The organism is Thalassospira sp. MCCC 1A01148, from assembly GCF_001613795.1.
Lineage (GTDB): Bacteria > Pseudomonadota > Alphaproteobacteria > Rhodospirillales > Thalassospiraceae > Thalassospira.
In genome coordinates this window covers 317,378-337,500 of record NZ_LPVZ01000019.1, presented here as the reverse complement: position 1 = coordinate 337,500, position 20,123 = coordinate 317,378, and the positions used below count along the sequence as shown (strand labels likewise).

General features: G+C 56.0%; 17 protein-coding genes. 11 read left to right on the top strand and 6 right to left on the bottom strand.

Annotated features, from left to right (window positions below; translation table 11 throughout):
- Positions 1-23 precede the first annotated feature (23 nt).
- Positions 24-914, bottom strand: coding sequence for an AraC family transcriptional regulator (locus AUQ43_RS09380; protein WP_232310643.1), 891 nt, complete (start codon positions 912-914; stop codon positions 24-26).
- A gap of 379 nt (positions 915-1,293) precedes the next feature.
- On the opposite strand from AUQ43_RS09380, the gene AUQ43_RS09375 reads away from it, so the two are divergent.
- The 6 genes from AUQ43_RS09375 to AUQ43_RS09350 all read left to right on the top strand — a co-directional run bounded on the left by AUQ43_RS09375 (position 1,294) and on the right by AUQ43_RS09350 (position 11,418).
- A complete protein-coding gene (locus tag AUQ43_RS09375) occupies positions 1,294-3,405 on the top strand; it encodes a methyl-accepting chemotaxis protein (protein ID WP_062955979.1) in 2,112 nt (703 codons plus the stop codon).
- A gap of 341 nt (positions 3,406-3,746) precedes the next feature.
- Positions 3,747-4,898: an efflux RND transporter periplasmic adaptor subunit gene (locus AUQ43_RS09370; protein ID WP_062955978.1), complete on the top strand. Its 1,152-nt coding sequence runs from the start codon at positions 3,747-3,749 to the stop codon at positions 4,896-4,898.
- A gap of 2 nt (positions 4,899-4,900) precedes the next feature.
- The gene (locus AUQ43_RS09365; protein WP_062955977.1) at positions 4,901-8,092 is read left to right on the top strand and encodes an efflux RND transporter permease subunit; all 3,192 of its coding nucleotides are present in this window, start codon (positions 4,901-4,903) and stop codon (positions 8,090-8,092) included.
- Position 8,093: 1 nt separating this feature from the next.
- On the top strand, positions 8,094-9,545 hold the full coding sequence (locus AUQ43_RS09360) for an efflux transporter outer membrane subunit (protein ID WP_062955976.1): 1,452 nt from the start codon (positions 8,094-8,096) through the stop codon (positions 9,543-9,545).
- A gap of 95 nt (positions 9,546-9,640) precedes the next feature.
- Positions 9,641-10,252, top strand: a complete 612-nt coding sequence (locus AUQ43_RS09355) for an alpha-ketoglutarate-dependent dioxygenase AlkB (protein ID WP_062955975.1) — start codon at positions 9,641-9,643, stop codon at positions 10,250-10,252.
- Between the two features lie 116 nt (positions 10,253-10,368).
- Entirely contained in the window at positions 10,369-11,418 is a 1,050-nt protein-coding gene (locus AUQ43_RS09350) for a LacI family DNA-binding transcriptional regulator (protein ID WP_062955974.1), read from the top strand.
- Here AUQ43_RS09350 and AUQ43_RS09345 read toward each other — a convergent pair.
- A complete protein-coding gene (locus AUQ43_RS09345) occupies positions 11,415-11,999 on the bottom strand; it encodes a DNA-3-methyladenine glycosylase I (RefSeq protein WP_062955973.1) in 585 nt (194 codons plus the stop codon). The genes AUQ43_RS09350 and AUQ43_RS09345 overlap by 4 nt on opposite strands.
- Here AUQ43_RS09345 and AUQ43_RS20620 point away from each other — a divergent pair.
- The 4 genes from AUQ43_RS20620 to folD all read left to right on the top strand — a co-directional run bounded on the left by AUQ43_RS20620 (position 11,994) and on the right by folD (position 13,887).
- Entirely contained in the window at positions 11,994-12,128 is a 135-nt protein-coding gene (locus AUQ43_RS20620; RefSeq protein ID WP_255356115.1) for a hypothetical protein, read from the top strand. The genes AUQ43_RS09345 and AUQ43_RS20620 overlap by 6 nt on opposite strands.
- A gap of 182 nt (positions 12,129-12,310) precedes the next feature.
- Entirely contained in the window at positions 12,311-12,607 is a 297-nt protein-coding gene (locus AUQ43_RS09340; RefSeq protein ID WP_062955972.1) for a YggT family protein, read from the top strand.
- A 51-nt stretch (positions 12,608-12,658) separates the two neighbouring features.
- Positions 12,659-12,991 carry a DUF167 family protein gene (locus AUQ43_RS09335; protein ID WP_062955971.1) on the top strand — a complete coding sequence of 111 codons (333 nt, stop codon included), beginning with the start codon at positions 12,659-12,661 and terminating at the stop codon, positions 12,989-12,991.
- A complete protein-coding gene (gene folD, locus AUQ43_RS09330) occupies positions 12,988-13,887 on the top strand; it encodes a bifunctional methylenetetrahydrofolate dehydrogenase/methenyltetrahydrofolate cyclohydrolase FolD (protein ID WP_062955970.1) in 900 nt (299 codons plus the stop codon). The genes AUQ43_RS09335 and folD overlap by 4 nt, the downstream gene beginning before the upstream one ends.
- A gap of 58 nt (positions 13,888-13,945) precedes the next feature.
- Here folD and AUQ43_RS09325 read toward each other — a convergent pair whose 3' ends face one another.
- Positions 13,946-15,862 (bottom strand): SLC13 family permease, encoded by a 1,917-nt coding sequence (locus tag AUQ43_RS09325; protein WP_062955969.1) that lies wholly within the window; start codon positions 15,860-15,862, stop codon positions 13,946-13,948.
- A 175-nt stretch (positions 15,863-16,037) separates the two neighbouring features.
- Here AUQ43_RS09325 and AUQ43_RS09320 point away from each other — a divergent pair, with 175 nt between their 5' ends.
- On the top strand, positions 16,038-17,270 hold the full coding sequence (locus AUQ43_RS09320) for a winged helix-turn-helix domain-containing protein (RefSeq protein ID WP_062955968.1): 1,233 nt from the start codon (positions 16,038-16,040) through the stop codon (positions 17,268-17,270).
- A 122-nt stretch (positions 17,271-17,392) separates the two neighbouring features.
- On the opposite strand, the gene AUQ43_RS09315 is transcribed toward AUQ43_RS09320, so the two are convergent.
- The 3 genes from AUQ43_RS09315 to AUQ43_RS09305 all read right to left on the bottom strand — a co-directional run bounded on the left by AUQ43_RS09315 (position 17,393) and on the right by AUQ43_RS09305 (position 20,118).
- Positions 17,393-18,163, bottom strand: coding sequence for an SDR family NAD(P)-dependent oxidoreductase (locus AUQ43_RS09315; RefSeq protein ID WP_062955967.1), 771 nt, complete (start codon positions 18,161-18,163; stop codon positions 17,393-17,395).
- 77 nt (positions 18,164-18,240) lie between these two features.
- Entirely contained in the window at positions 18,241-19,248 is a 1,008-nt protein-coding gene (locus AUQ43_RS09310) for an ABC transporter ATP-binding protein (protein WP_062955966.1), read from the bottom strand.
- Between the two features lie 39 nt (positions 19,249-19,287).
- On the bottom strand, positions 19,288-20,118 hold the full coding sequence (locus tag AUQ43_RS09305; RefSeq protein WP_062955965.1) for a carbohydrate ABC transporter permease: 831 nt from the start codon (positions 20,116-20,118) through the stop codon (positions 19,288-19,290).
- Positions 20,119-20,123 lie beyond the last annotated feature (5 nt).

Here is a 20,123-nt window from a genome sequence, read left to right as displayed (position 1 = left end):
CGCTTTGTCGTTATGGACAGGTCTTAATGATCAAGACTGGCGATAAACGCACCGGGACTGACACCCCACATGGCCTTGAAATGTCGGTTCAAATGGCTTTGGTCGGCAAAGCCCGTGGCAGCCGCTGCATCGGCAATGGTCGATCCGTCAAACAGCATCCGCTTGGCCCGACGCAATCGCATATGGTTGAAATAGGTGTGTGGCGGAAGCCCGGTTGCCGCACGGAACACGCGGAGCAAATGAAACCGGCTAAGCCCGGTCACAGCGGCCAGATCATCCAGTGATATATTCGCATCGAGATGGGCCGCCATATAGTCAATCACCGCCTCGACGCGCTTGTCCTCGGACCCCGGTTGATAGGAATAGGGCGGGGCATCCGCATGGCGCAGCGCAAAGCGGGCTGCGCTGTAAAGAAGCTGGCTGTCGCGTTCCAGCAACCTGTTTGAGCCGTCTTCTTCGGGCCGGAACAGGCGGTGCAGACCTTGCAGTTGTAAATGCAATTCCGGGTCATTGACCACGCAGGTGCCAAAGAATGGCAAGCCGGTGTTCTTTGGTGATGTCTCTGCCACCAGTTCACCAAACACCTTCGGGTCGATGAACATGATTTGGTACTGATACCCATCATCAGATGCCGGGCCACCGTCATGAACCTGCATCGGGTTCATCATCAAGATCTGTCCGCGCGCGGCGACATAATTGGTCCCACGCGTCATGAACCGCTCGGCCCCATTCAGGATGGTGCCAAACGCGTAATAATCGTGGCTGTGTTTCGGGAAAGAGAAATTCTTGTAGTCGGCCTCGAACATATCAATGCCGTCGGCTGCCCGCCAATGACGGGCAATCTCGCGGGGACGCCTGGACGCCGGTCGGGATGATCCCGGACGTCGAGCAGGCGCAGAGCTATGTCGCGACACTTTGTTCATCGCCTCATTATAGCGTTTCTAACGATGCGCAGCTTGTACAATATTGTCATGGCGACATTTTAATCCGCTTTCTTCCAATGGGTTCCAGAAAGCGAAAATGGGTCTGGCGGTCGTGCCGATTCGCGGACCAAGACCGCAAAACTGACTTTTTGACGCATTTTGAAATGGATAATGTGCCCCCGCCCAATTGTATAGATGCATGTTCATATGAACATTTTCAGGTGGGCGTTTTGTTGTTTTCTATATTCTGAATGCGCGTCTTGTACGTTGCGCCATGGACAAATGCTGATTTCATCCAACTGAAACAATCCCGGACGCAGAGCGGATGTAAGGATCACGCCAAGTGTAGTTCTTACTGTTTGGATGTCCCATGTTTCTTGACCGAATTCGCATTGGTTCGCGCATTTTCGCTGGTTTCTTTGTTCTTGTGGTTATGCTTGTCGGCCTGTCTGCGCTGTCTTCAACCTATTTGCTGGGGTTTGGTTCCCATGCAGACCGCATAGCCAAAAGCACCGGGTTGGTCGGACTTGCCAACGACTATGCATTGCGCCTTGAACGCCTGTCCAATCAGGTTCTGCTGTTTGCCCAAACGGTCGATCCGCTTGATCGTGACGGCATCGCCACCATCCGCGAAGCTGCAGAGCAAAGCGGCGCGACGTTGGTAGCTGAACTGCGGATGAATGGTGATACTGAGCGGGCCGATGCGCTTGAAAGCCTGAGCGCAGATTACATCGCAACGCTTGAGCCACTTGTGCTGCGCGCGGAAAACCTGTCTGCGGCGTCAGAAACCATGCTGCTTGGGGCCAATCAGCTCGGAAAATCTGCGGCCCGGCTCGAAGATTTCATCACCAAGCGAAACCCGGCCATCGCCGAAAAATTCGACGACAAACTTGCAACAGCCAATTTGTCCGCAATCGTTAATTCGTTGCAGTTCTCGATACTGCGCACCCCGGAATCCCTTGATGCCGCACGCACACAGACCTCTGCCCTGACGGACTTGCAGGAAGAAATCAAATCTTCCTTTGATGGTTTGACCCGCAATGACAAAAAGCTGTTTTCCTATGCAATTCGCGACAACGACTTGCTGAAACAGGGGGCAAATCAGCTGGAAGCCTCGATTGCAGGTTTCCGCCAGTCGATGGATGCCTTTAAGTCGGCGGTCCGCGAAGTTCAGACCATCACCCAGAACATTCGATCCGATGCGATGGCCAATCAGATCGCGCTTGTCGATGCTGCGCACAGCCAGTCCGAAAACTCTGCCCTGACCAACATCGTGGTGGCGGCCATCGGTGTTGTGGTTGCTGTTGCCCTGGCCCTTGGGATCGCCATGAGCATCCTGCGCCCGCTCAAACGTGTAAATGGTGACATGACCCGCCTGAGCGAAAACGACACCAATATCGCCCTTTCCGATATCCAGCGTCGTGACGAATTCGGTGCAATGTCGCGCACAGTGGCCATTTTCCGGGAAAATGCGCTTAAGATCGAAAGAATGGCTGAAGAACGCATCACGCTTCAGCGCATCGAAGAGGAAAAACGCCGTGCCTCATTGGGGGCGATGGCCGAAACGATTGAAGGCGAAACCACGGGCCTTGTTAAATCGGTCAATCATCAGGTCACCCGTATGCGTGAAGCCGTGATTGAAGTCGCGGCAGCGGCCGAACGTGTGACGGTGCAAACCGAATCTGCGAACGGTGCCGCACAGGACAGCCAGTCACATTCCAATGCCATTGGGGATGCCGCCAACCGCTTGCGCGAAGCCATCGTCTCGATTGCCAACCGCGTCGAGCATCAGCGCGAAATTGCCCAGAACGCCGTCGGTTCGACCGAGGAATCGGCAAAGGCCGTCGATGACCTGCGCGAAGTGGCGACCAGCATCGAACAGATTGTCGATCTGATCCGCGGCATTGCCGGGCAAACCAACATGCTGGCCCTTAATGCGACGATCGAGGCCGCCCGTGCGGGGGATGCCGGCAAGGGCTTTGCCGTGGTTGCCGCCGAGGTCAAAAACCTTGCCAGCCAGACCGAGCGCGCCACCGAACAGATTACCGAACATGTCAACGCCATGGGCGCTGTGACGGATCGTTGTGTCGCTTCAATGGAAGACGTTGGCGTGACGGTGCGCTCCATGATGTCGATCTCCGAAGAAGTCGCCGGTGACGTTGAACATCAACGTCGCGAGACCGAGGAAATCACAGGCGCCATCGCCCTTGCCGGGGATGCGGTACGCAATGTCGGAACAGCCATCGGGGCGGTTTCGGAAGACATCGAAGTTACTCGCAAGCTAAGTCTGGATCTGAACCGCCGTGCGGATGAGGTTGATCGCAATGTGACCGAGCTCACAGCATCCCTTGATCGGGCGGTGGCCTCTGCCGCAGGTGACGAAGGAATTGATGCTGAGAACAACAATACCGCTGTTGATGATAGCTGGCACGAAGACAATCTGCTGACCTTCCCGCAAGAGCAAAGGCGCGGTGCTGCCTGAAAAGCTGCTTGCCAAGGATAATCAGACAACCAAAATTCACATTTGAACGACACGGGCCTGTTCACCGTATATCTGGTGTGCAGGCCCGATGCATTTGGTCTGCATTTTCGGTGCAAAACACAGGTTTTGTCAGCGGTTAAGATACAAACTGCGACGTTTCTGATACACTTTTTGTGTGGTTCTGACTGGCTGGTTGCAATATCGTTTCCCCCAATGGAAACCCACAAACGCATGACAACCTGAATTGGTACTGAATTGAAATACCGACACTTTCCCGGTGTGGGAATAGGGTTGTTTGCACTAAGGCTGTTTGGTCAGTCCGACTTGGAAGTATCAATGTGATGGCGCGTAAACCGACGCTTCTGATCGCAGGTGTTGCACTGATTGCAGTTGCAGCCTCTGCCTATTTCTTTGCCAAAGACGACATCACGGCGCTGATTGCGCCCGATGCGCAACCCGCAAGCGTGGCGCAGCGCGGCGGTGGCGATCGCAGCCTTCCGGTGATCGCCGAACATGCCAGCCTGATGGACGAAAAAACCGTGGTTGAGGCTGTCGGGACCGGCAAGTCCGCCCTTGGTGTTTCGATCTATCCTGCGGTGTCGGGTGAGGTTGCTGATGTGCTGGTTCGGGCTGGTGCCAAGGTGACCAAAGGTCAGGTCCTTGTCATTCTTGATGCCGAACGCGAACGCCTTGCCCGCGATCTTGCGGCTGTTCAGGTGCGCGATGCCCAACAGCTTCTTGACCGGTATGAAAAGGCCCGGCCACTTGGCGCGGTTGCCGAAAGCGAAGTTGATACCGCCCGGACGGCGCTGGCCGAGGCCCGCATTCAACTTGATCAGGCCGAGGTTAATCTGGCGGACCGAACCATTCTGGCCCCGTTTGACGGCATTGTCGGTATTCCGCAGATCGAGGCAGGTGATCGCGTGGACAGCTCGACCATGCTTCTTACCCTGGACAATATCGACAGCATCCTGGTTGATTTCGAAGTTGCCGAAACCCGGTTTGACAATGTCCGTCCCGGCCAGTCCGTGCGGGTTGAAACATGGAGCCTGCCGGGCGAAGAATTCACCGGTGTGATCGAATCTATTGGCAGCCGAATTGACCCGGAAAGCCGCACCTTTGCCGTGCGTGCCCGTGTGCCAAATCCCAACGGCCGTTTGCTCGCGGGGATGTCCTTTGCGGTTTATGTTGATATCGAAGGAAAACAGTATCCCTCGGTCGCTGAAATCTCTGTGCTTTGGGGCGATGAGGGTACCTATGTCTGGCGGATTGATGACGAGAACAAAGTCTCGCGCGTTCCGGTCCGGGTCGTGAAACGAACCAATGGTCGCATTCTGCTTGATGGTGGCATTGCGCAGGGTGACCTGGTTGTCGTCGAAGGTGTCTTGCGCCTGCGTCCCGGGCGGACCGTTTCCGCAACCATTCGCGGTGACAACAATGCTGGCGGCACTGGTGGCGTTGCCATCCGTGAAGACACTGGCGAGGGGTCCTGATCATGTCGACAGGAACCGGCAATCACGACCAAAACGATCTAGCGTCACTCAGTATCCGACGCCCTGTTCTGATCTGCGTGGTTGCCATGCTGATCATCCTTGCCGGTCTGGCTGCGATGCTGGGTGTCGAAATTCGCGAACTGCCCAATGTCGACCGCCCGACCATCACCGTGACCGCCGACTATGACGGTGCATCACCTGAAACAGTTGATGCCGAAGTGACCGGTATCATCGAAAGTGCAGCTTCGCGTGTTAGCGGGATCAAGGAAATCAGTTCCCAAAGCGAAGAGGCCAATGCACGCATCCGCATCGAATTCTACCCCGATGTTGAAATCAACGATGCCGCCAGCGACATCCGCGAAGCCATCAGCCGGGCAGAACGCAGCTTGCCCGACGGAGTGGAAAATATTCGTGTGGTCAAGGCTGACGCCGATGCCAGTGCCATCATGCGCATTGCGGTTGTCAGCAACCGCTTGACCGAAGAAGAACTTGCCAACATTGTCGAAGACCAGATCAGCCCGTCCTTGCTGTCTGTTCCCGGTGTGGCAGAGGTCGGGGTGAACGGGGATCGTGAACGTGTCTTGCATGTGCGCGTTGATCCGCTGCGCATGGCAAGCTTCGGCCTGTCGGTTCAGGATGTGGCAGATCTGTTGCGCACGGCGCAATTTGATATTCCGGCAGGCAGTTTTGAATCATCGGATCAAAAGCTTTTTGTCCGTGCCGACGCATCCGTGTGGGAAGTCGACAAGCTTAATCAGATGCTGGTGCGTGACAGCGTGCTTCTGGGTGATGTTGCCGATATTTATTACGGTCCCGATGATGCGACATCCTATGTGCGATTGAATGGTCGCACCGTGATCGGGCTGAGTATTACCCGACAGGCGCAATCCAATACGATCGCGATTTCCAATGGTGTGCGCGAGGTGGTTGAACGCCTCAATCAGCAATATGATGACCTTGATGTTTTCGTGAACTCTGACGATGCGGTCTTCATCGAAGGCGCGCTTTGGGAAGTGATCTTTAGTCTGGGTTTGGCCATCCTGATTGTCATTGCGGTGCTGTATCTGTTCCTGCGCTCCTTCACGGCAACTCTTATTCCGACCATCACCATTCCGATTGCCCTGATCGGCACGGTCGCTGCGATCTGGGCGATGGGCTTTTCGATCAACATCCTGACCCTTCTGGCCCTAGTGCTGGCGACCGGCATGATTGTCGATGATGCGATTGTTGTTCTTGAAAATATCCAGCGCCGTCGACATCAGGGGCTTGGGTCGATGGCGGCGGCGGTCCTTGGCTCACGACAGGTCTTCTTTGCTGTTGTTGCCACCACACTTACGCTGATTTCCGTTTTTGTGCCGATTTCCTTCCTGCCCAGTACGGCCGGGCGGTTGTTCCGGGAATTCGGCTTTGTTCTGGCTTTTGCAGTGGCTGTGTCATCCTTTGTTGCCCTGTCCCTATGCCCGATGCTGGCATCACGGCTTAAACATATCGATCCACATGACGGCAAGGCCGACGATGCGCCCAACATGCTGGAACGCTTTGGCTTCTTCTGTGCCGGGATCTATCGCCGCATTCTTGAAGCAGCCCTTGGCAGCCCGGTTATAACCTTGATGGTTTGTATCGTTGCCGGCGGAACGGCCTTTGGTGTTTATACAACTGTGACGCAGGAATTGCTGCCCGATGAGGATCGCGGTCGTATTCTGGTGTCGATGCGCGGGCCGGACGGGGTTGGTATCGACTATATGGACCGTCAGGTCGAGGCGGTTGAAGACATTCTGCGCCCGGTGGTCGAGGCGGGGGATGCCTATAACATCTATACCATTGTGGGGCTGTGGGACCCAAACCGTGCCCTTGTGATTGCCCCGCTTAAACCATGGGAAGATCGCACCCGCTCGCAACAGGAAATCACGGCGTCGATACGGGGCGATCTGAATGCGCTTCCGGGCGTGCAGGCCTATATCTGGCAGCCCAACAGTCTTGGCTTGCGCGGTGGCACGGGCGAGGGGCTTGAATTTGCCCTGATCGGAACAAGCTATCGCAAGCTGGCTGAAAATGCCCGCGCCATGCAGCAGGAAATCGAGGCGAACTATCCCGGTCTGACGGGCCTTCGGGTGTCCTATCAAACCACCCAGCCACAGCTTCTGGTGAATATTGATCGCAGGCGCGCCTTTGATCTGGGCATTCCGATCGAAGAACTCGATACAACTTTGCGTGCGATGATCGAGGGGTACGAAGTCACCGAAATCAATGTCGATGACCAGAATGTGCCGATCAAGTTGCGCAGTGCGCTGGGCAGCATCAACGACCCGTCCGATCTTGAAAACCTGTTTGTGACCGGCACCAATGGCCGCATTCTGCCATTGTCATCCGTGATCACACTCAGTGAAGAGGCGGTTGCCTCCGAACTTGAACGCGAAGGACAGCAACGCGCTGTCACCATCTCGGCCAACCTGACACCGGGCTATACCCTGGCCGAAGCGGTCGCGGATGTGAACGCGGTTGGCGATGAATTGCTGCCACCAGGTGTCGGCATTCTGTTCCTTGGCAATGCTGCGGCGTTGGGTGAAACCGCCAGCGATGTCCAGATTACCTTCCTGATTGCTGTTCTTGTCGTGCTCCTTGTTCTGGCTGCCCAGTTCGAAAGCTTCACTTCGGCCCTTGTAGTGGTTTTGACCGTGCCGTTTGGTCTTGCGGCTGCCATCTTTGCGCTGGCGCTTAGTGGTACCTCGATCAATATCTATAGCCAGATCGGGTTGGTGATGTTGGTTGGACTGATGGCCAAGAACGGGATTTTGGTTGTTGAATTTGCCGATCAGCTGCGCGATGCGGGTAAATCTGTGCGTGAAGCCGTGCATGATGCGGCGATGGTGCGTTTGCGCCCGATCATGATGACCATGATCTCGACCGTTCTGGGGGGCTTGCCGCTTGTCCTTGGCACGGGTGCCGGGGCCGAAGCACGCGCAGCCATTGGCTGGGTGGTATTTGGCGGTCTTGGCTTTGCGACGGTCTTTACTTTGTTCCTGACCCCGGTGCTTTATTTGTTGTTGGCTCCACTGGTGTCGGCCCGTGCCGATGGCGGCAAGAAGCTGCAATCACAGTTGCGCGCCGCAGAAGCCATTCCTGATCACGGCGAGGCGGCATCACATGTGGCGGCGGAGCCCGGAAGTGACGGTCTTCAAGGAAGTGCGAAATAATATGAATAATCCTCACATTTCTGCGATTTCGGGCATTGCCCTTTTGCTCGCGCTGGCGGGGTGCCAGTCCGTCGGACCGGATTATACCGCCCCGAACTTTGATCTTGTTGGCGCCTATACGCCGGAAATTCCTGTGATTGCCGCCAACCAGAACGAACAGGGCCGTTGGTGGGAAAGCACTACAGACCCGGTTTTAAATGGTCTGATTAATGAGGGGCTCGACAACAATATCGACCTTCAGATCGCGATCAGCCGTATCCGTGCCGCTGCCGCAACCGCACGCGGTGTTGCCGGGGCGAATGGGCCGCAGGTCGGTGCATCGGTGGATGGTTCGGCAAGTCGTTCGACCTCCAGCCGTGCCAGTGGTGATCAGGTGTCCGATATGGGCTATGGCGCGGGCATTGATTTGTCCTGGACCGCCGATATCTGGGGCGGGCAAACCCGCGAAGAAGAAGTGGCAGAGGCAGATTACCTTCAGCAGGTTTATCTGCGTGAAGATGTCTATCGCACGATGATTGCCGACATCATCACAAACTATATCGAACTGCGCGGGGCACAGCGGCGTTTGGCACTTTTGCAGGACTCCCTTGATCTGCAACGTCAGACCAGCAACATCGTGCAAGTGCGTTTGCAGACGGGCCTTGGCTCCGAACTTGATCTGTCACGTGCGCGCGCCGAAGTCGCCGATCTCGAAGCAACGGTCCCGACCCTGCAAACCACCATTGATCGCTCGATCAATGCGATTTCTATTCTCGTCGGTGCACAGCCGGGAACGCATCGCGATTTGTTGCTTGATGCATCACCGCTTCCCGAGTTTCAAAGCAGCCCACCAATTGGTATTCCGGCCGATCTGCTGCGCCGTCGCCCGGATGTGCGCGCGGCCGAACTGGCGCTGATTTCTGCGACCTCGCAAATCGGTGTGGAAACCGCAACGCTTTATCCGGAATTGTCCCTTGATGGGTCACTCGCCCTTGGTGTCACCGGCTATGGCACCGGGCCGATTGTCCGCACCGCCATGGCCGCCATCGGGGCGCTGATTGATGCGACCCTTTATGATGGCGGGGAACGCCGTGCCAATATTACTGTTGCCGAGGAAGAGGCAGAACAAGCCTTCCTGACCTACCGCCAGACGCTTCTGAACGCGATCGAGGAAGTTGAAAGCGCGATTTACGGCTATGTCGGGGCGGTGGCACAGCGCGATTCCCTGATTGCATCAGTGCAATACCACCGCGAGGCCTTTGAACAATCGCGCGTGCGTTATGTACAGGGGCTTTCGGACTTCCTTGATGTACTTGATTCCCAGCGCAGCCTGACCTCGTCGCTGCAATCATTGGCCGATTCCGAGACCGATCTGGAACTTGAAACCATCAATCTCTATAGCGCGGCAGGACTGAGTGTCGAAGACGTCGAGCGTTATGCCAAAGAGGCCGGTGTGACGCTTGCGAATGGTTAGAAAGCGCTGCAAAAACGCATATATCAGTGAACTGTGGCTTGAGTTTCCTGATCTTTCATCCTAGGTCTTTGGCAATCTGCATTCCGGGGAAAATCATGACAGGCGATCTGTTTGCCAATGAACCACCACGCAACCTTTTGCCCTTTGATGGCGAAGTGTTGCTGCTGCGTGACATCATGGCCGCCGATGACGCCGACAAGACCTTTGCCCGACTTCAAAGCAACATCGTCTGGCAACAGGAAACCGCCAAAATCCATGGCAAGGAAATCCCGGTCCCGCGCCTGACTGCGTGGTATGGTGAGGTGGCCTATCGCTATAGCGGTGTCTATCACCCGGCCAGTCCGTTTCCCTCTATCGTTGCGCCGTTGCGCACACTGGCCGAAGAACTGTCTGGCGCGGCATTCAACACAGTGTTGTTGAACCAGTATCGTGATGGGCGCGACAGTGTTTCCTGGCATGCCGATGACGAGGAAGTTCTGGGCGAAAACCCGGTGATTGCCAGCCTCACCTTCGGGCAGGAACGCCGGTTTCATTTCCGCCACAAGAAAACCGGCGATCGTATCAGCGTCGATCTGCCGCATAACTCGGCCCTGATCATGTCAGGCGCGACCCAGCATTGCTGGCTGCATCAATTGCCAAAGACCGCCCGTCAGGTTGGCCCGCGGATCAATCTGACCTTCCGCAATACCCGCCCGGAAAGCCGATAAATTATCGCGTCGTGACGTGGCAATGCGTTCTGGTAGTATCGTGCAGGACTTGGCTATAGTGTCGGCAATTCAACTGGCTAACGATTACACACGACGGTTTCGGGGATAAGGCACGCATGGCAAAACGCGTAAAACTTCTGGATGTCGCCAAGGCGGCCGGGGTTTCGCAAGGGACAGCGTCGAATGCGTTTGGCAAGCCTGATCTTGTCCGCCCGGAAGTCCGCGAACGCATCTTTGAAGCCGCGCGCGAACTGGGTTATCGCGGCCCGCATGTCATGGCGCGCATGCTGCGCACGGGCAAGGCCGGGGCACTGGGCGTCGTTTTCCCCGATAATCTGGAATATGCCTTTAGCGATCCGGTGGCGATTGAATTGCTGCGCGGGATCGGGCGCGAATGCGCGCGTCATGGTGTGAATGTCATGATCATCTCGGCCGAAAACCCCGAACAGGCGATTGCGGCGGTTAACAATGCGGCGGTCGATGCCTTTCTGGTGCATTGCTATTCCGATAACAACGACATCATCAAAGCCATCCAGCGCCGCAACCAGCCCTTGATCAGCATTGATACCGACATTGCCGGGGCGGCGGGCACCGTGGTGCTTGATGACTTTTCCGCGGCGAAAAATGCTGCGCAGCATTTGCTTGATTGCGGGGCGTCAAAGTTTGCAATTTTGTCATTGCAAGCCACCGAGCATGATCATTTCGGCCCGATGAGCCCAAATCGTCTGGGGGCTGCCAGTCACCGGGTGGTGCGCGAACGTCTGGCGGGCTATCACGCCGCACTTGAGGCCGCAGGCATTGCCGCCACTGATGTTGTCCATATCGAATGCGACAACCAGTCCGCTCACAGTGCGAAAATGACGACAGAGCTTCTCTCTGATCATTCCGACATCAACGGCATTCTCGCCATGTCGGACGTGATCGCGATTGGCGCGATTGATGCTGCACGCGCCATCGGCCGAAGCGTGCCGGGCGATCTCAAGGTCATCGGCATTGATGGCATTGCTGCTGGCGAACGCACCGACCCGCCACTCACGACCATGTATCAGGATTCGGTGGAAAAAGGCCGGCTTGCCGCCGAAATGGCCCTGTCGGATGCGCCGGGCAAAACCATCACGCTTGAAACCAGCCTGTTGCTGCGCGGTTCTACTCAGGCCCCGAACTAGGAGAGCTCGGCATAGCGGTAACAATCCGTCGTGTGGTCCATCACGATCCCGGTGGCCTGCAGGAAGGAATAGACGATCGTGGTGCCGACGAACTTCATGCCGCGTTTTTTCAGATCCTTGGAAATGCGATCGCTAAGGTCGGTCGAAACCGGCACGTCTGACATGCTTTTCCAGTGATTGATTACAGGCTTCCCGCCAACAAAGGACCAGATGTAGGCATCAAAGCTTCCGAATTCTTTCTGGATCGCGATGAATGTTTGCGCATTTTGAATAGACGCCGCGACTTTTAATTTATTTCGAATAATCCCCGGATCGGCCAGAAGCGCTTCTTGCTTTGCCGCGTCGTAAGCTGCGACCTTGGTCACATCAAAATTGTCATAGGCTGCGCGATAGGTGTCGCGCCGTGCCAGAATGGTCAGCCAGCTTAAGCCTGCCTGAGCCCCCTCAAGGATCAGCATCTCAAAGAAATGCCGGTCATCATGTACTGGAACCCCCCATTCCTTGTCATGGTATTCGACATAAAACGGCTTGTCGGCATGGACGAGTGCCCAGCCGCAGCGCGGGTGATCCGTATCTTGCATGATAAATCCTCCTTTAACGCCCGCATTCTGGCGGTGAAGCGCGCCTGTATACAAGGCGTAATCGGGGCGCGACTGACATCTCCTGACAGTTTCTGGCAGGGGTTTGGCGGGGCTTTGGGCTGGCGTTGAAGGGGCGTGTTGATCAACCGGTTGGTGAGCATGATCACAAAGCGATGAAAACTTGGCGTGAATTGCACCAAAATCAACGCTGTGTGCTTGCGTTGGGGGCAATTGCCGACTAGGTTTTGCTGCGTGCAAACATCTTTCCGGGCCAAAATCATCCATGTGCCCGGCGATTGTAAGGAGCGGCGATGCTGGCGATTTTCTGGCTGATTGACACTGTGGTGGGGATCTACATTTTCATGCTGATTGCATCTGCAATCCTGTCATGGCTTGTGGCGTTCAACGTGATCAACACCAACAACCGGTTCGTCTATATGGTCGGTGATTTCCTCTATCGTGTCACCGAACCGGCATTGCGTCCGATCCGGCGGATCATGCCCGATCTTGGCGGCATTGATATCTCGCCGATTATCCTGATCCTGATCCTGCAATTTGCCAACATGCTGATCCAGACCGATGTCCGCATGGCGCTTGTCGGGTATTAGGTCCTGACCCCTAATGTCTCATTTCACCTATTAAATTGTCTCATTTAGACAATGTCTGATCATGCGCCCGTGTTACGGTCCGAGCCATCAGGGGTTCGACTGTTCGTTCGGTTGACGCCAAAGGCATCGCGTAACGCGATTGGTGATGTCATGGTCGATGCAAACGGGCAGGAGCAGCTAATGGTGTCGGTGACGGCCGTGCCCGAAAACGGCAAGGCCAATCAGGCGCTGATAAAACTTTTGGCAAAAGCGGCCAAATGTCCTAAATCGTCGGTCAGGATTGTTTCCGGGCAAACTGATCGCACCAAAACGCTGCTGATCGACGGAAATCCCGAAGAGCTGATGGCGAAAATATCCCAACTCACGGGGCGGACAGACATATGAGTGACGCGAAAATCATCGACGGCAAGGCATTCGCAGCCAACCTGCGCACCGACATCACAGCCGAAGTATCCAAGCTTAAATCCGAACATGGTGTAACACCGGGTCTGGCCGTCATTCTGGTCGGCGAAGACCCGGCCAGTCAGGTCTATGTGCGCAACAAGGGCAAACAAACCCTTGAATGCGGCATGAATTCCTATGAGCACAAGCTTCCGGCCGAAACCAGCCAGGCCGATTTGCTGGCGCTGATTGCCACGCTGAATGCCGATGAAAATGTCCACGGCATCCTCTGTCAGCTTCCCGTGCCCAAGCACATCAACGAACAGGCCATTCTGGCCGCCATCGACCCGGCCAAGGATGTGGATGGCTTCCACGTTGTGAATGCCGGAGCCCTGGCAACGGGCGGAGAGGGCTTCGCACCCTGCACGCCGTATGGCTGCCTGATGTTGCTCAAAGACACGCTGGGTGATCTGTCGGGCAAACGTGCGGTGGTGGTCGGCCGTTCGAACATCGTTGGCAAGCCGATGGCGCAGTTGCTGCTGAAGGAAAGCTGCACGGTCACGATTGCGCATTCGCGCACCCGCGACCTGCCTGAGGAAGTCCGCCGTGCCGATATCGTGGTTGCCGCCGTGGGCCGCCCGAACATGATCAAGGGCGACTGGATCGCCCCGGGTGCCACCGTGATTGATGTCGGCATCAACCGCGTTGAAGGGACTGAGGGCAAAATGAAGCTGGTCGGCGATGTCGAGTTTGAGACCGCCTCCAAGGTGGCCGGTGCTATCACCCCTGTCCCGGGCGGTGTCGGCCCGATGACCATCGCTTGTCTGCTCAACAACACCCTGATTTCGGCGTGTCGTGCCAACGGCCTTGAAGTGCCGAATCTTGGTTTCGACAACTAAGAAAATCGATCATATCGAAATGAAAAAGGGCAGCCATTGGCTGCCCTTTTATTTTGACTTAAAGCGGCCAGACCCACAGCAACATCGGTACACCAACCGCGACAACGATGATTTCAATCGGCAGGCCGAGGCGCCAGTAGTCGCTAAAGCGGAAGCCGCCGGGGCCGAGGATAAGCGTGTTGTTCTGATGGCCGATGGGCGTCAGGAACGCGCAGGATGCGCCGATGGCGACCGCCATCAGGAACGGGTCGGAGCTTGCGCCGAGCTGGGCTGCACTGCCAATCGCAATCGGGCACATGACGGCAGCAGTCGCGGCATTGTTCATGAAATCCGAGAGCGTCATGGTGACAATCAGGATCAGCGCAAGGGCAACTGGCGGGCTTCCTTGTGCGACGGTATCGAGAAGGAAGCGCGCAATCAGATCGGCACTGCCGGTACTTTCCATGGCGTTGGCGACCGGGATCAGGGCGGCCAGCAACACCACCACCGGCCAGTCGACTGCATCATAAAGGGTACGCGGCGAGATGACGCCCAGAAGCAATGCTGCCAGAACGCCAAGGGCAAAGGAAACTGCCGCGGGTAAGACTCCAAAGGCGGCCAGAGCGATGGCAACCGCCATGATGCCCGTCGCCTTGAGCGCGTCGAATTTATCGCCCAGATGGAGCGAGCGTTCGGCAAGCGGCACACAGCCCATGCGGTTGCCAAATTCATTGACCGCGTTTGGCGATCCTTGCATCAACAGCACATCACCGGCCTGCATTTTCATCGTTCGTAATCGGCTCATGGAGCGATTGCCCTGACGCGAGATGGCCAGTAGGTTGATGCCATAGCGGCTGCGAATGCGAATGTCAGCCGCCGAGCGGCCAATAAATGTCGCATTTGGCAGGACCGCGACTTCAATCAGCGAGATGTCTTCTGATTGCAGGGCTTTTTTGCGGGCTTCGGCCTTGGCGTGAATCGGGTCTTTTTCAGGTTCGGCGTTCTCGGCTGGGGCGTCACCCTTCTTCTCGGCCGCGCGTTGGGCTTTCTGCGCTTTGACCTGCTCGCGGGCTTCTTCTTTTTGTTCGGCGTTTGCTTCTTCGCTGCGGAATTCAGCCTCAAGCGTCAGTTCGAGGTTGTTCAGCACGCTGGCCAATCCTTCGGGTTCTGCTTCAATCAGAAGAATGTCGTCCTTGTGCAATTCGCGATAGGGACTTGGTGCGGGAATGCGACGTTCGTTGCGGATCAGGCCGATGATCTGTGCATCAGACTTTTCGAGTTCAAGGTTGATGTCGCGCAGCAACATACCAGCAGATTTGCTGTTTTCGGTAATGCGCGCTTCGGTCAAATAGGATCCGGTCTCGAACCCTTCGGCCCCGGCACGTTCACGGGTGGGGACCAGAAAGCGGCCCAGCAGTATGACAAATAACAGACCGGCAAGCGCGATGGCGACGCCGACCGGGCTGTAATCAAACATCGAAAAGCCCGTTCCGGTGGCCTCGGCCCGGAAGCCCGAAACGATCAGATTGGGGGGTGTGCCGATCAGGGTTGTCATGCCACCGAGGATCGAGCCAAAGGCCAGCGGCATCAGGATTTTGCCCGGCGGCAAGTCCTGTTTGTTGGCGATCTGAATGCCAATCGGCATCAAAAGAGCCAGTGCGCCGACATTGTTCATAAAGGCCGAAAGGATGGCGGCCAGAAGACTAAGGGCTGCCATGGTGACAAATGGCCCCGCCGATTGCGGCAATACCGTGCGCGACAGGGTATCGACAGCGCCAGATTTTTGCAGGGCCGAGGACAGAATCAGAATACAGGCCACTGTGATTACGGCCGGGTGGCCAAAGCCGACAAAGGCATCGTCGGTTGGCACCAGTCCCAGCATCACACAAACCAGAAGTGACGCCATTGCAACCATGTCATGGCGCCAGCGGGCCCATAAGAACAGCACAACCGTGCCAAGCAGCACGGCCAGAATCATGATCTGCGGGGTGGTCATTCGGGCTGTCCTGTTTGTTGGGTCGTCATTGCTGCGATGTTACCTGAATCCTATGAGCGTCGTGATGTGCGGTCAAGTTCGCCAGCAGTGAAGATGCTGAAATCATCCTGCCAGAATTGTCAGGAGCCTGTGTTAGTATCACCCTGTTTCCGTTTAAGAAATTATATGTGTTCTGATGCCAATTGACAGTGCCGACAGGCAAACGCCTGCCGTTTCGATTTCCGCCAAACAGGCACGCAACCTTGCACTTGTCGGGCAGGGGTTTGCAGCCAATCCTGACCGGGATGTGACCAAGCGCCGGATTCTGAAAACCATCCGGGCGACCAACATGTTGCAGGTCGATAGTGTCAATGTTCTCACGCGCGCGCATTACATGCCGGTCTTTTCCCGGTTGGGGGTCTATGACCCGGATTTGCTTGATGAACTGGTCTGGGGAACGGCCCGTCAGCGCAAGCTGTTTGAGTATTGGGGACATGAAGCATCGATGATCCCGGTTGAGGATTATCCCCTTTATCGGTGGCGCATGCATGATGCGCAAAGAGGTATGGGAACGTGGGGACGGATCGCGCGGGTTCAACGCGAACAACCCGATCTGATTGATAATATCCTGCGCCATATTGATCAGGAAGGTGCAGTTGCCGCCAGTTCCCTTGAGACCGAGGGACGCAGCAGTGCCAAATGGTGGGGTTGGTCAGATACCAAAACCGCGATGGAATACCTGTTCTGGAGTGGACAGGTCATGGCGCGCAAACGACGCAGCAGTTTTGAACGCGAATATGATTTGCCCCACCGTATTATCGGTGACATGGCACACGAACCGGCCCCCGATCGACAGGATGCAATGTGCGATTTGATCTGCAAGGGGATGGCCGCGATGGGGGTGGCTGCAGAGATCGATGTGCGCAAATATTTCCGCCTGCCAACTGATGAGACCAAGACGTGTCTGGCCCGCCTTGTTGAAGAGGGCCGGTTGCTGCGCGCCGATGTTGAAGGTTGGAAACAGCCGGGCTATCTGTGCCCGACGGTCAATCCACGATCCCGTGCCAAACCGACTTGCCTGATGGTGCCGTTTGATCCGGTGATGTGGGAGCGCGACCGGGTAGAGCGGATATTTGGCTTTACCTACCGCATCGAGATCTATGTGCCCTCCGAAAAACGCGAGTACGGCTATTACGTTTTGCCATTCATGTTAAACGGCGAATTTGCAGCGCGAGTGGATTTGAAATCAGACCGCAAGGCGGGGATGCTTCGGGTGCAAAGTGCGCATCTGGAACATCATGCCAAGGCTGGCGATGTCGCCGGGCCGCTGATGGAAAATTTGCGGCGTCTTTCGGTCTTTCTGGGACTGGAAGGGGTTGAGGTCATGCCCGCCAATGACTTTTCGATATATCTGGGGTCATGCCCCTAGATCGCCTAATAGACCGCCAAAGGTAAACGGGGCGCAGGTCCCACATCCGCGCCCCGTCTATCCGTCGTACTGGCCGACCACAAAAGCTTCAGGACATTGTGGTCATATCGTTGCACCTGGCCTTACCAGCAGGTGTAACCCCCATCAGCCAGAACGATGGACCCGGTCATCAGGCTTGACGCATCGGATGCAAGGAACAGCACAACCGACCCGATTTCTTCGGTCAGGCCAAGACGGGCCATCGGAGTGCCATTGATCCAGGCGTCATACATTTCCGGTTTGGATTTCACGAACTCATTGAGCGGGGTCGCGATATAGGTCGGTGCGACGGCATTAACGCGCACACCACGATTGCCCCACTCGGCCGCAAGCGACTTGGTCAAGTGATGGACCGCAGCCTTGGATGCGTTGTAATAGGCCTGTTCCTGCGGCTTGTTCACGATGAAGCCCGACATGGAACCGACATTGACGATGACGCCGTTTTTCTTTGCGAGCATTTGCTTGCCGAATTCACGGCAGCACCAGAAGGTACCGTTCAGGTTGACATCAATGACATTGAGCCAATGTTCGTCAGTTACGGTTTCGGCCGGGGTTTCAGAACGCGCGATCCCGGCATTGTTCACAAGGATATCAACACCACCCTGTTTAGCCATTTTTTCGGCACTGTCGCGGACCTGATCGGTGTTGGTGACATCCATGATGTCGATGTCAGCCGAGTAACCCTTGGATTTCAGGTAATCGCGACCTTCTTCGGCAACGCCTTCGCTGATATCGCCGATGATGACATGTGCGCCTGCCTCGGCAAGGGCTTCGCAGCAGGACAGGCCGATGGCGCGACCGCCGCCGGTGACATAGGCCCGACGGCCGGTAAGATCGAACTTTTTCAGGTACATTTTGGACTCACAATTAGCTTGTTTGGTAAGACGGGCCCCAATGCGTGTGGGACATTGGGGGCCGGTTTATGCACGTATCAGGAATTGCCCAACGCCAGCCCGTGGGCATCAAAGCGATGGATGCGATCCTGTTCGGGTGTCAGGAAAATCTTGTCATGTTCGCCCAACGGGATTTCGCCGGTCGCGCGAACTGTCATCGGGCCGAGGCCATCTGCTTCGACATGAAGATAGGTTTCGGCCCCAAGGTGTTCGGCGATCTTGACCGTTGCGGGGATTTCGCCGCTTTCGGTGCTGACCGCGATATGTTCCGGACGAATGCCGATTTCGTGGCAGTCGCGTTTTTGGGCAAGCTCCCCGCCCAGAAAGTTCATTTTCGGTGACCCGATGAAGCCCGCGACAAACTTGTTTGCCGGGTTGTTGTATAGTTCCATCGGTTTGCCGACCTGCTCGACGCGTCCGGCCTGCAGAACCACAATCTTGTCCGCCATGGTCATGGCTTCGACCTGATCGTGGGTGACATAGATCATGGTGGTTTTAAGTTCCTGATGCAGACCGGTGATTTCGAGCCGCATGTTCACACGAAGTGCGGCATCAAGGTTGGAAAGCGGTTCGTCAAACAGGAAGGCAGCCGGGTTGCGGACAATCGCGCGGCCAATCGCAACACGCTGGCGCTGACCACCAGAAAGCGCACTTGGGCGGCGTTCAAGATAGTCGGTCAGGTTCAGGATCTTGGCAGCAGACTGGACTTTCTCTTCGATAACTTCCTTGCTTTCGCCCGCCATTTTCAGGCCAAAGGCAATGTTGTTATAGACCGTCATATGCGGGTAAAGCGCATAGGACTGAAAGACCATGGACAGGCCGCGTTTGGCCGGGGCCTCGTTCGCGACGTCCGTACCATTGATCAGGATTTTGCCGTCAGTGACGTCTTCAAGGCCTGCAATCAGCCGCAGAAGCGTTGATTTGCCACAGCCAGACGGACCGACGAAGACAACGAATTCGCCGTCATTGATATCAAGGTCGACACCGGGAATAACATCGAGTGTGCCGAAGGTTTTCTTGACTTTCTCCAGTCGGATAGCACCCATTTTGGTGTTCCTTCTTTCCAGATTTCTATCAGGCTGCGGTTACTTGACCGCGCCGAATGTCAGACCACGAACCAGCTGTTTCTGAGAGAACCAGCCAATCACGAGAATTGGGGCAACCGCGAGCGTCGATGCGGCTGAAAGCTTCGCCCAGAACAGGCCCTCGGGGCTTGAATAGGAGGCGATGAAAGCAGTCAGCGGGGCTGCATCGGACGTTGTCAGGTTGAGCGTCCAGAAGGCTTCGTTCCATGCCAGAATGATGTTGAGCAGCATGGTCGATGCAATGCCCGGAACCGCCATGGGCAACAGCACAAAGATGATTTCCTTGGGCAGGGTCGCGCCATCCATGCGGGCCGCTTCGAGGATGTCGGTCGGGATTTCCTTGAAGTAGGTGTAGAGCATCCAGACCATGATCGGCAGGTTCATCAGGAACAGAACCATGATCAGACCAAAGCGCGTATCAAGCAGTCCCCAATCGCGGAACAGAAGATAAATCGGGACCAGAACGCCGACCGGCGGCATCATCTTGGTCGAAAGCATCCACAGAAGGGCATCCTTGGTCCGTTTGGTCGGGTTGAATGCCATCGCCCATGCACAGGTGACGGCAAAGACCAGACCAACCAAGGTGGAGCCCACAGCCAGGATGACCGAGTTCATGGCGAACTTGAAATAGTTCGAGCGTTCCTGAACCTCGACATAGTTTTCCAGCGTCCAGTCAAAGGAAATGAAGCTGGGCGGGATGGAAACGGCTTCGAGTTCGGTCTTGAAGCTGGTCAGCACCATCCAGAAGATCGGGAAGAAGATCAGAAGACCCACGATCCACGCAAAGACCGAGAAGCTGACATAGCCAAGGGGTGTCTGTTTGTTTTCCATTTCGG

Coding starts and splice junctions, on each gene's coding strand:
- AUQ43_RS09340 (WP_062955972.1), top strand. CDS start 12,311: ATGCTGGCGATTTTCTGGCTGATTGACACTGTGGTGGGGATCTACATT.
- AUQ43_RS09325 (WP_062955969.1), bottom strand. CDS start 15,862: ATGACCACCCCGCAGATCATGATTCTGGCCGTGCTGCTTGGCACGGTT.
- AUQ43_RS09315 (WP_062955967.1), bottom strand. CDS start 18,163: ATGTACCTGAAAAAGTTCGATCTTACCGGCCGTCGGGCCTATGTCACC.
- AUQ43_RS09320 (WP_062955968.1), top strand. CDS start 16,038: ATGCCAATTGACAGTGCCGACAGGCAAACGCCTGCCGTTTCGATTTCC.
- folD (WP_062955970.1), top strand. CDS start 12,988: ATGAGTGACGCGAAAATCATCGACGGCAAGGCATTCGCAGCCAACCTG.
- AUQ43_RS09355 (WP_062955975.1), top strand. CDS start 9,641: ATGACAGGCGATCTGTTTGCCAATGAACCACCACGCAACCTTTTGCCC.
- AUQ43_RS09335 (WP_062955971.1), top strand. CDS start 12,659: ATGTCTGATCATGCGCCCGTGTTACGGTCCGAGCCATCAGGGGTTCGA.
- AUQ43_RS09310 (WP_062955966.1), bottom strand. CDS start 19,248: ATGGGTGCTATCCGACTGGAGAAAGTCAAGAAAACCTTCGGCACACTC.
- AUQ43_RS09375 (WP_062955979.1), top strand. CDS start 1,294: ATGTTTCTTGACCGAATTCGCATTGGTTCGCGCATTTTCGCTGGTTTC.
- AUQ43_RS09350 (WP_062955974.1), top strand. CDS start 10,369: ATGGCAAAACGCGTAAAACTTCTGGATGTCGCCAAGGCGGCCGGGGTT.
- AUQ43_RS09360 (WP_062955976.1), top strand. CDS start 8,094: ATGAATAATCCTCACATTTCTGCGATTTCGGGCATTGCCCTTTTGCTC.
- AUQ43_RS09365 (WP_062955977.1), top strand. CDS start 4,901: ATGTCGACAGGAACCGGCAATCACGACCAAAACGATCTAGCGTCACTC.
- AUQ43_RS09370 (WP_062955978.1), top strand. CDS start 3,747: ATGGCGCGTAAACCGACGCTTCTGATCGCAGGTGTTGCACTGATTGCA.
- AUQ43_RS09345 (WP_062955973.1), bottom strand. CDS start 11,999: ATGCAAGATACGGATCACCCGCGCTGCGGCTGGGCACTCGTCCATGCC.
- AUQ43_RS09305 (WP_062955965.1), bottom strand. CDS start 20,118: ATGGAAAACAAACAGACACCCCTTGGCTATGTCAGCTTCTCGGTCTTT.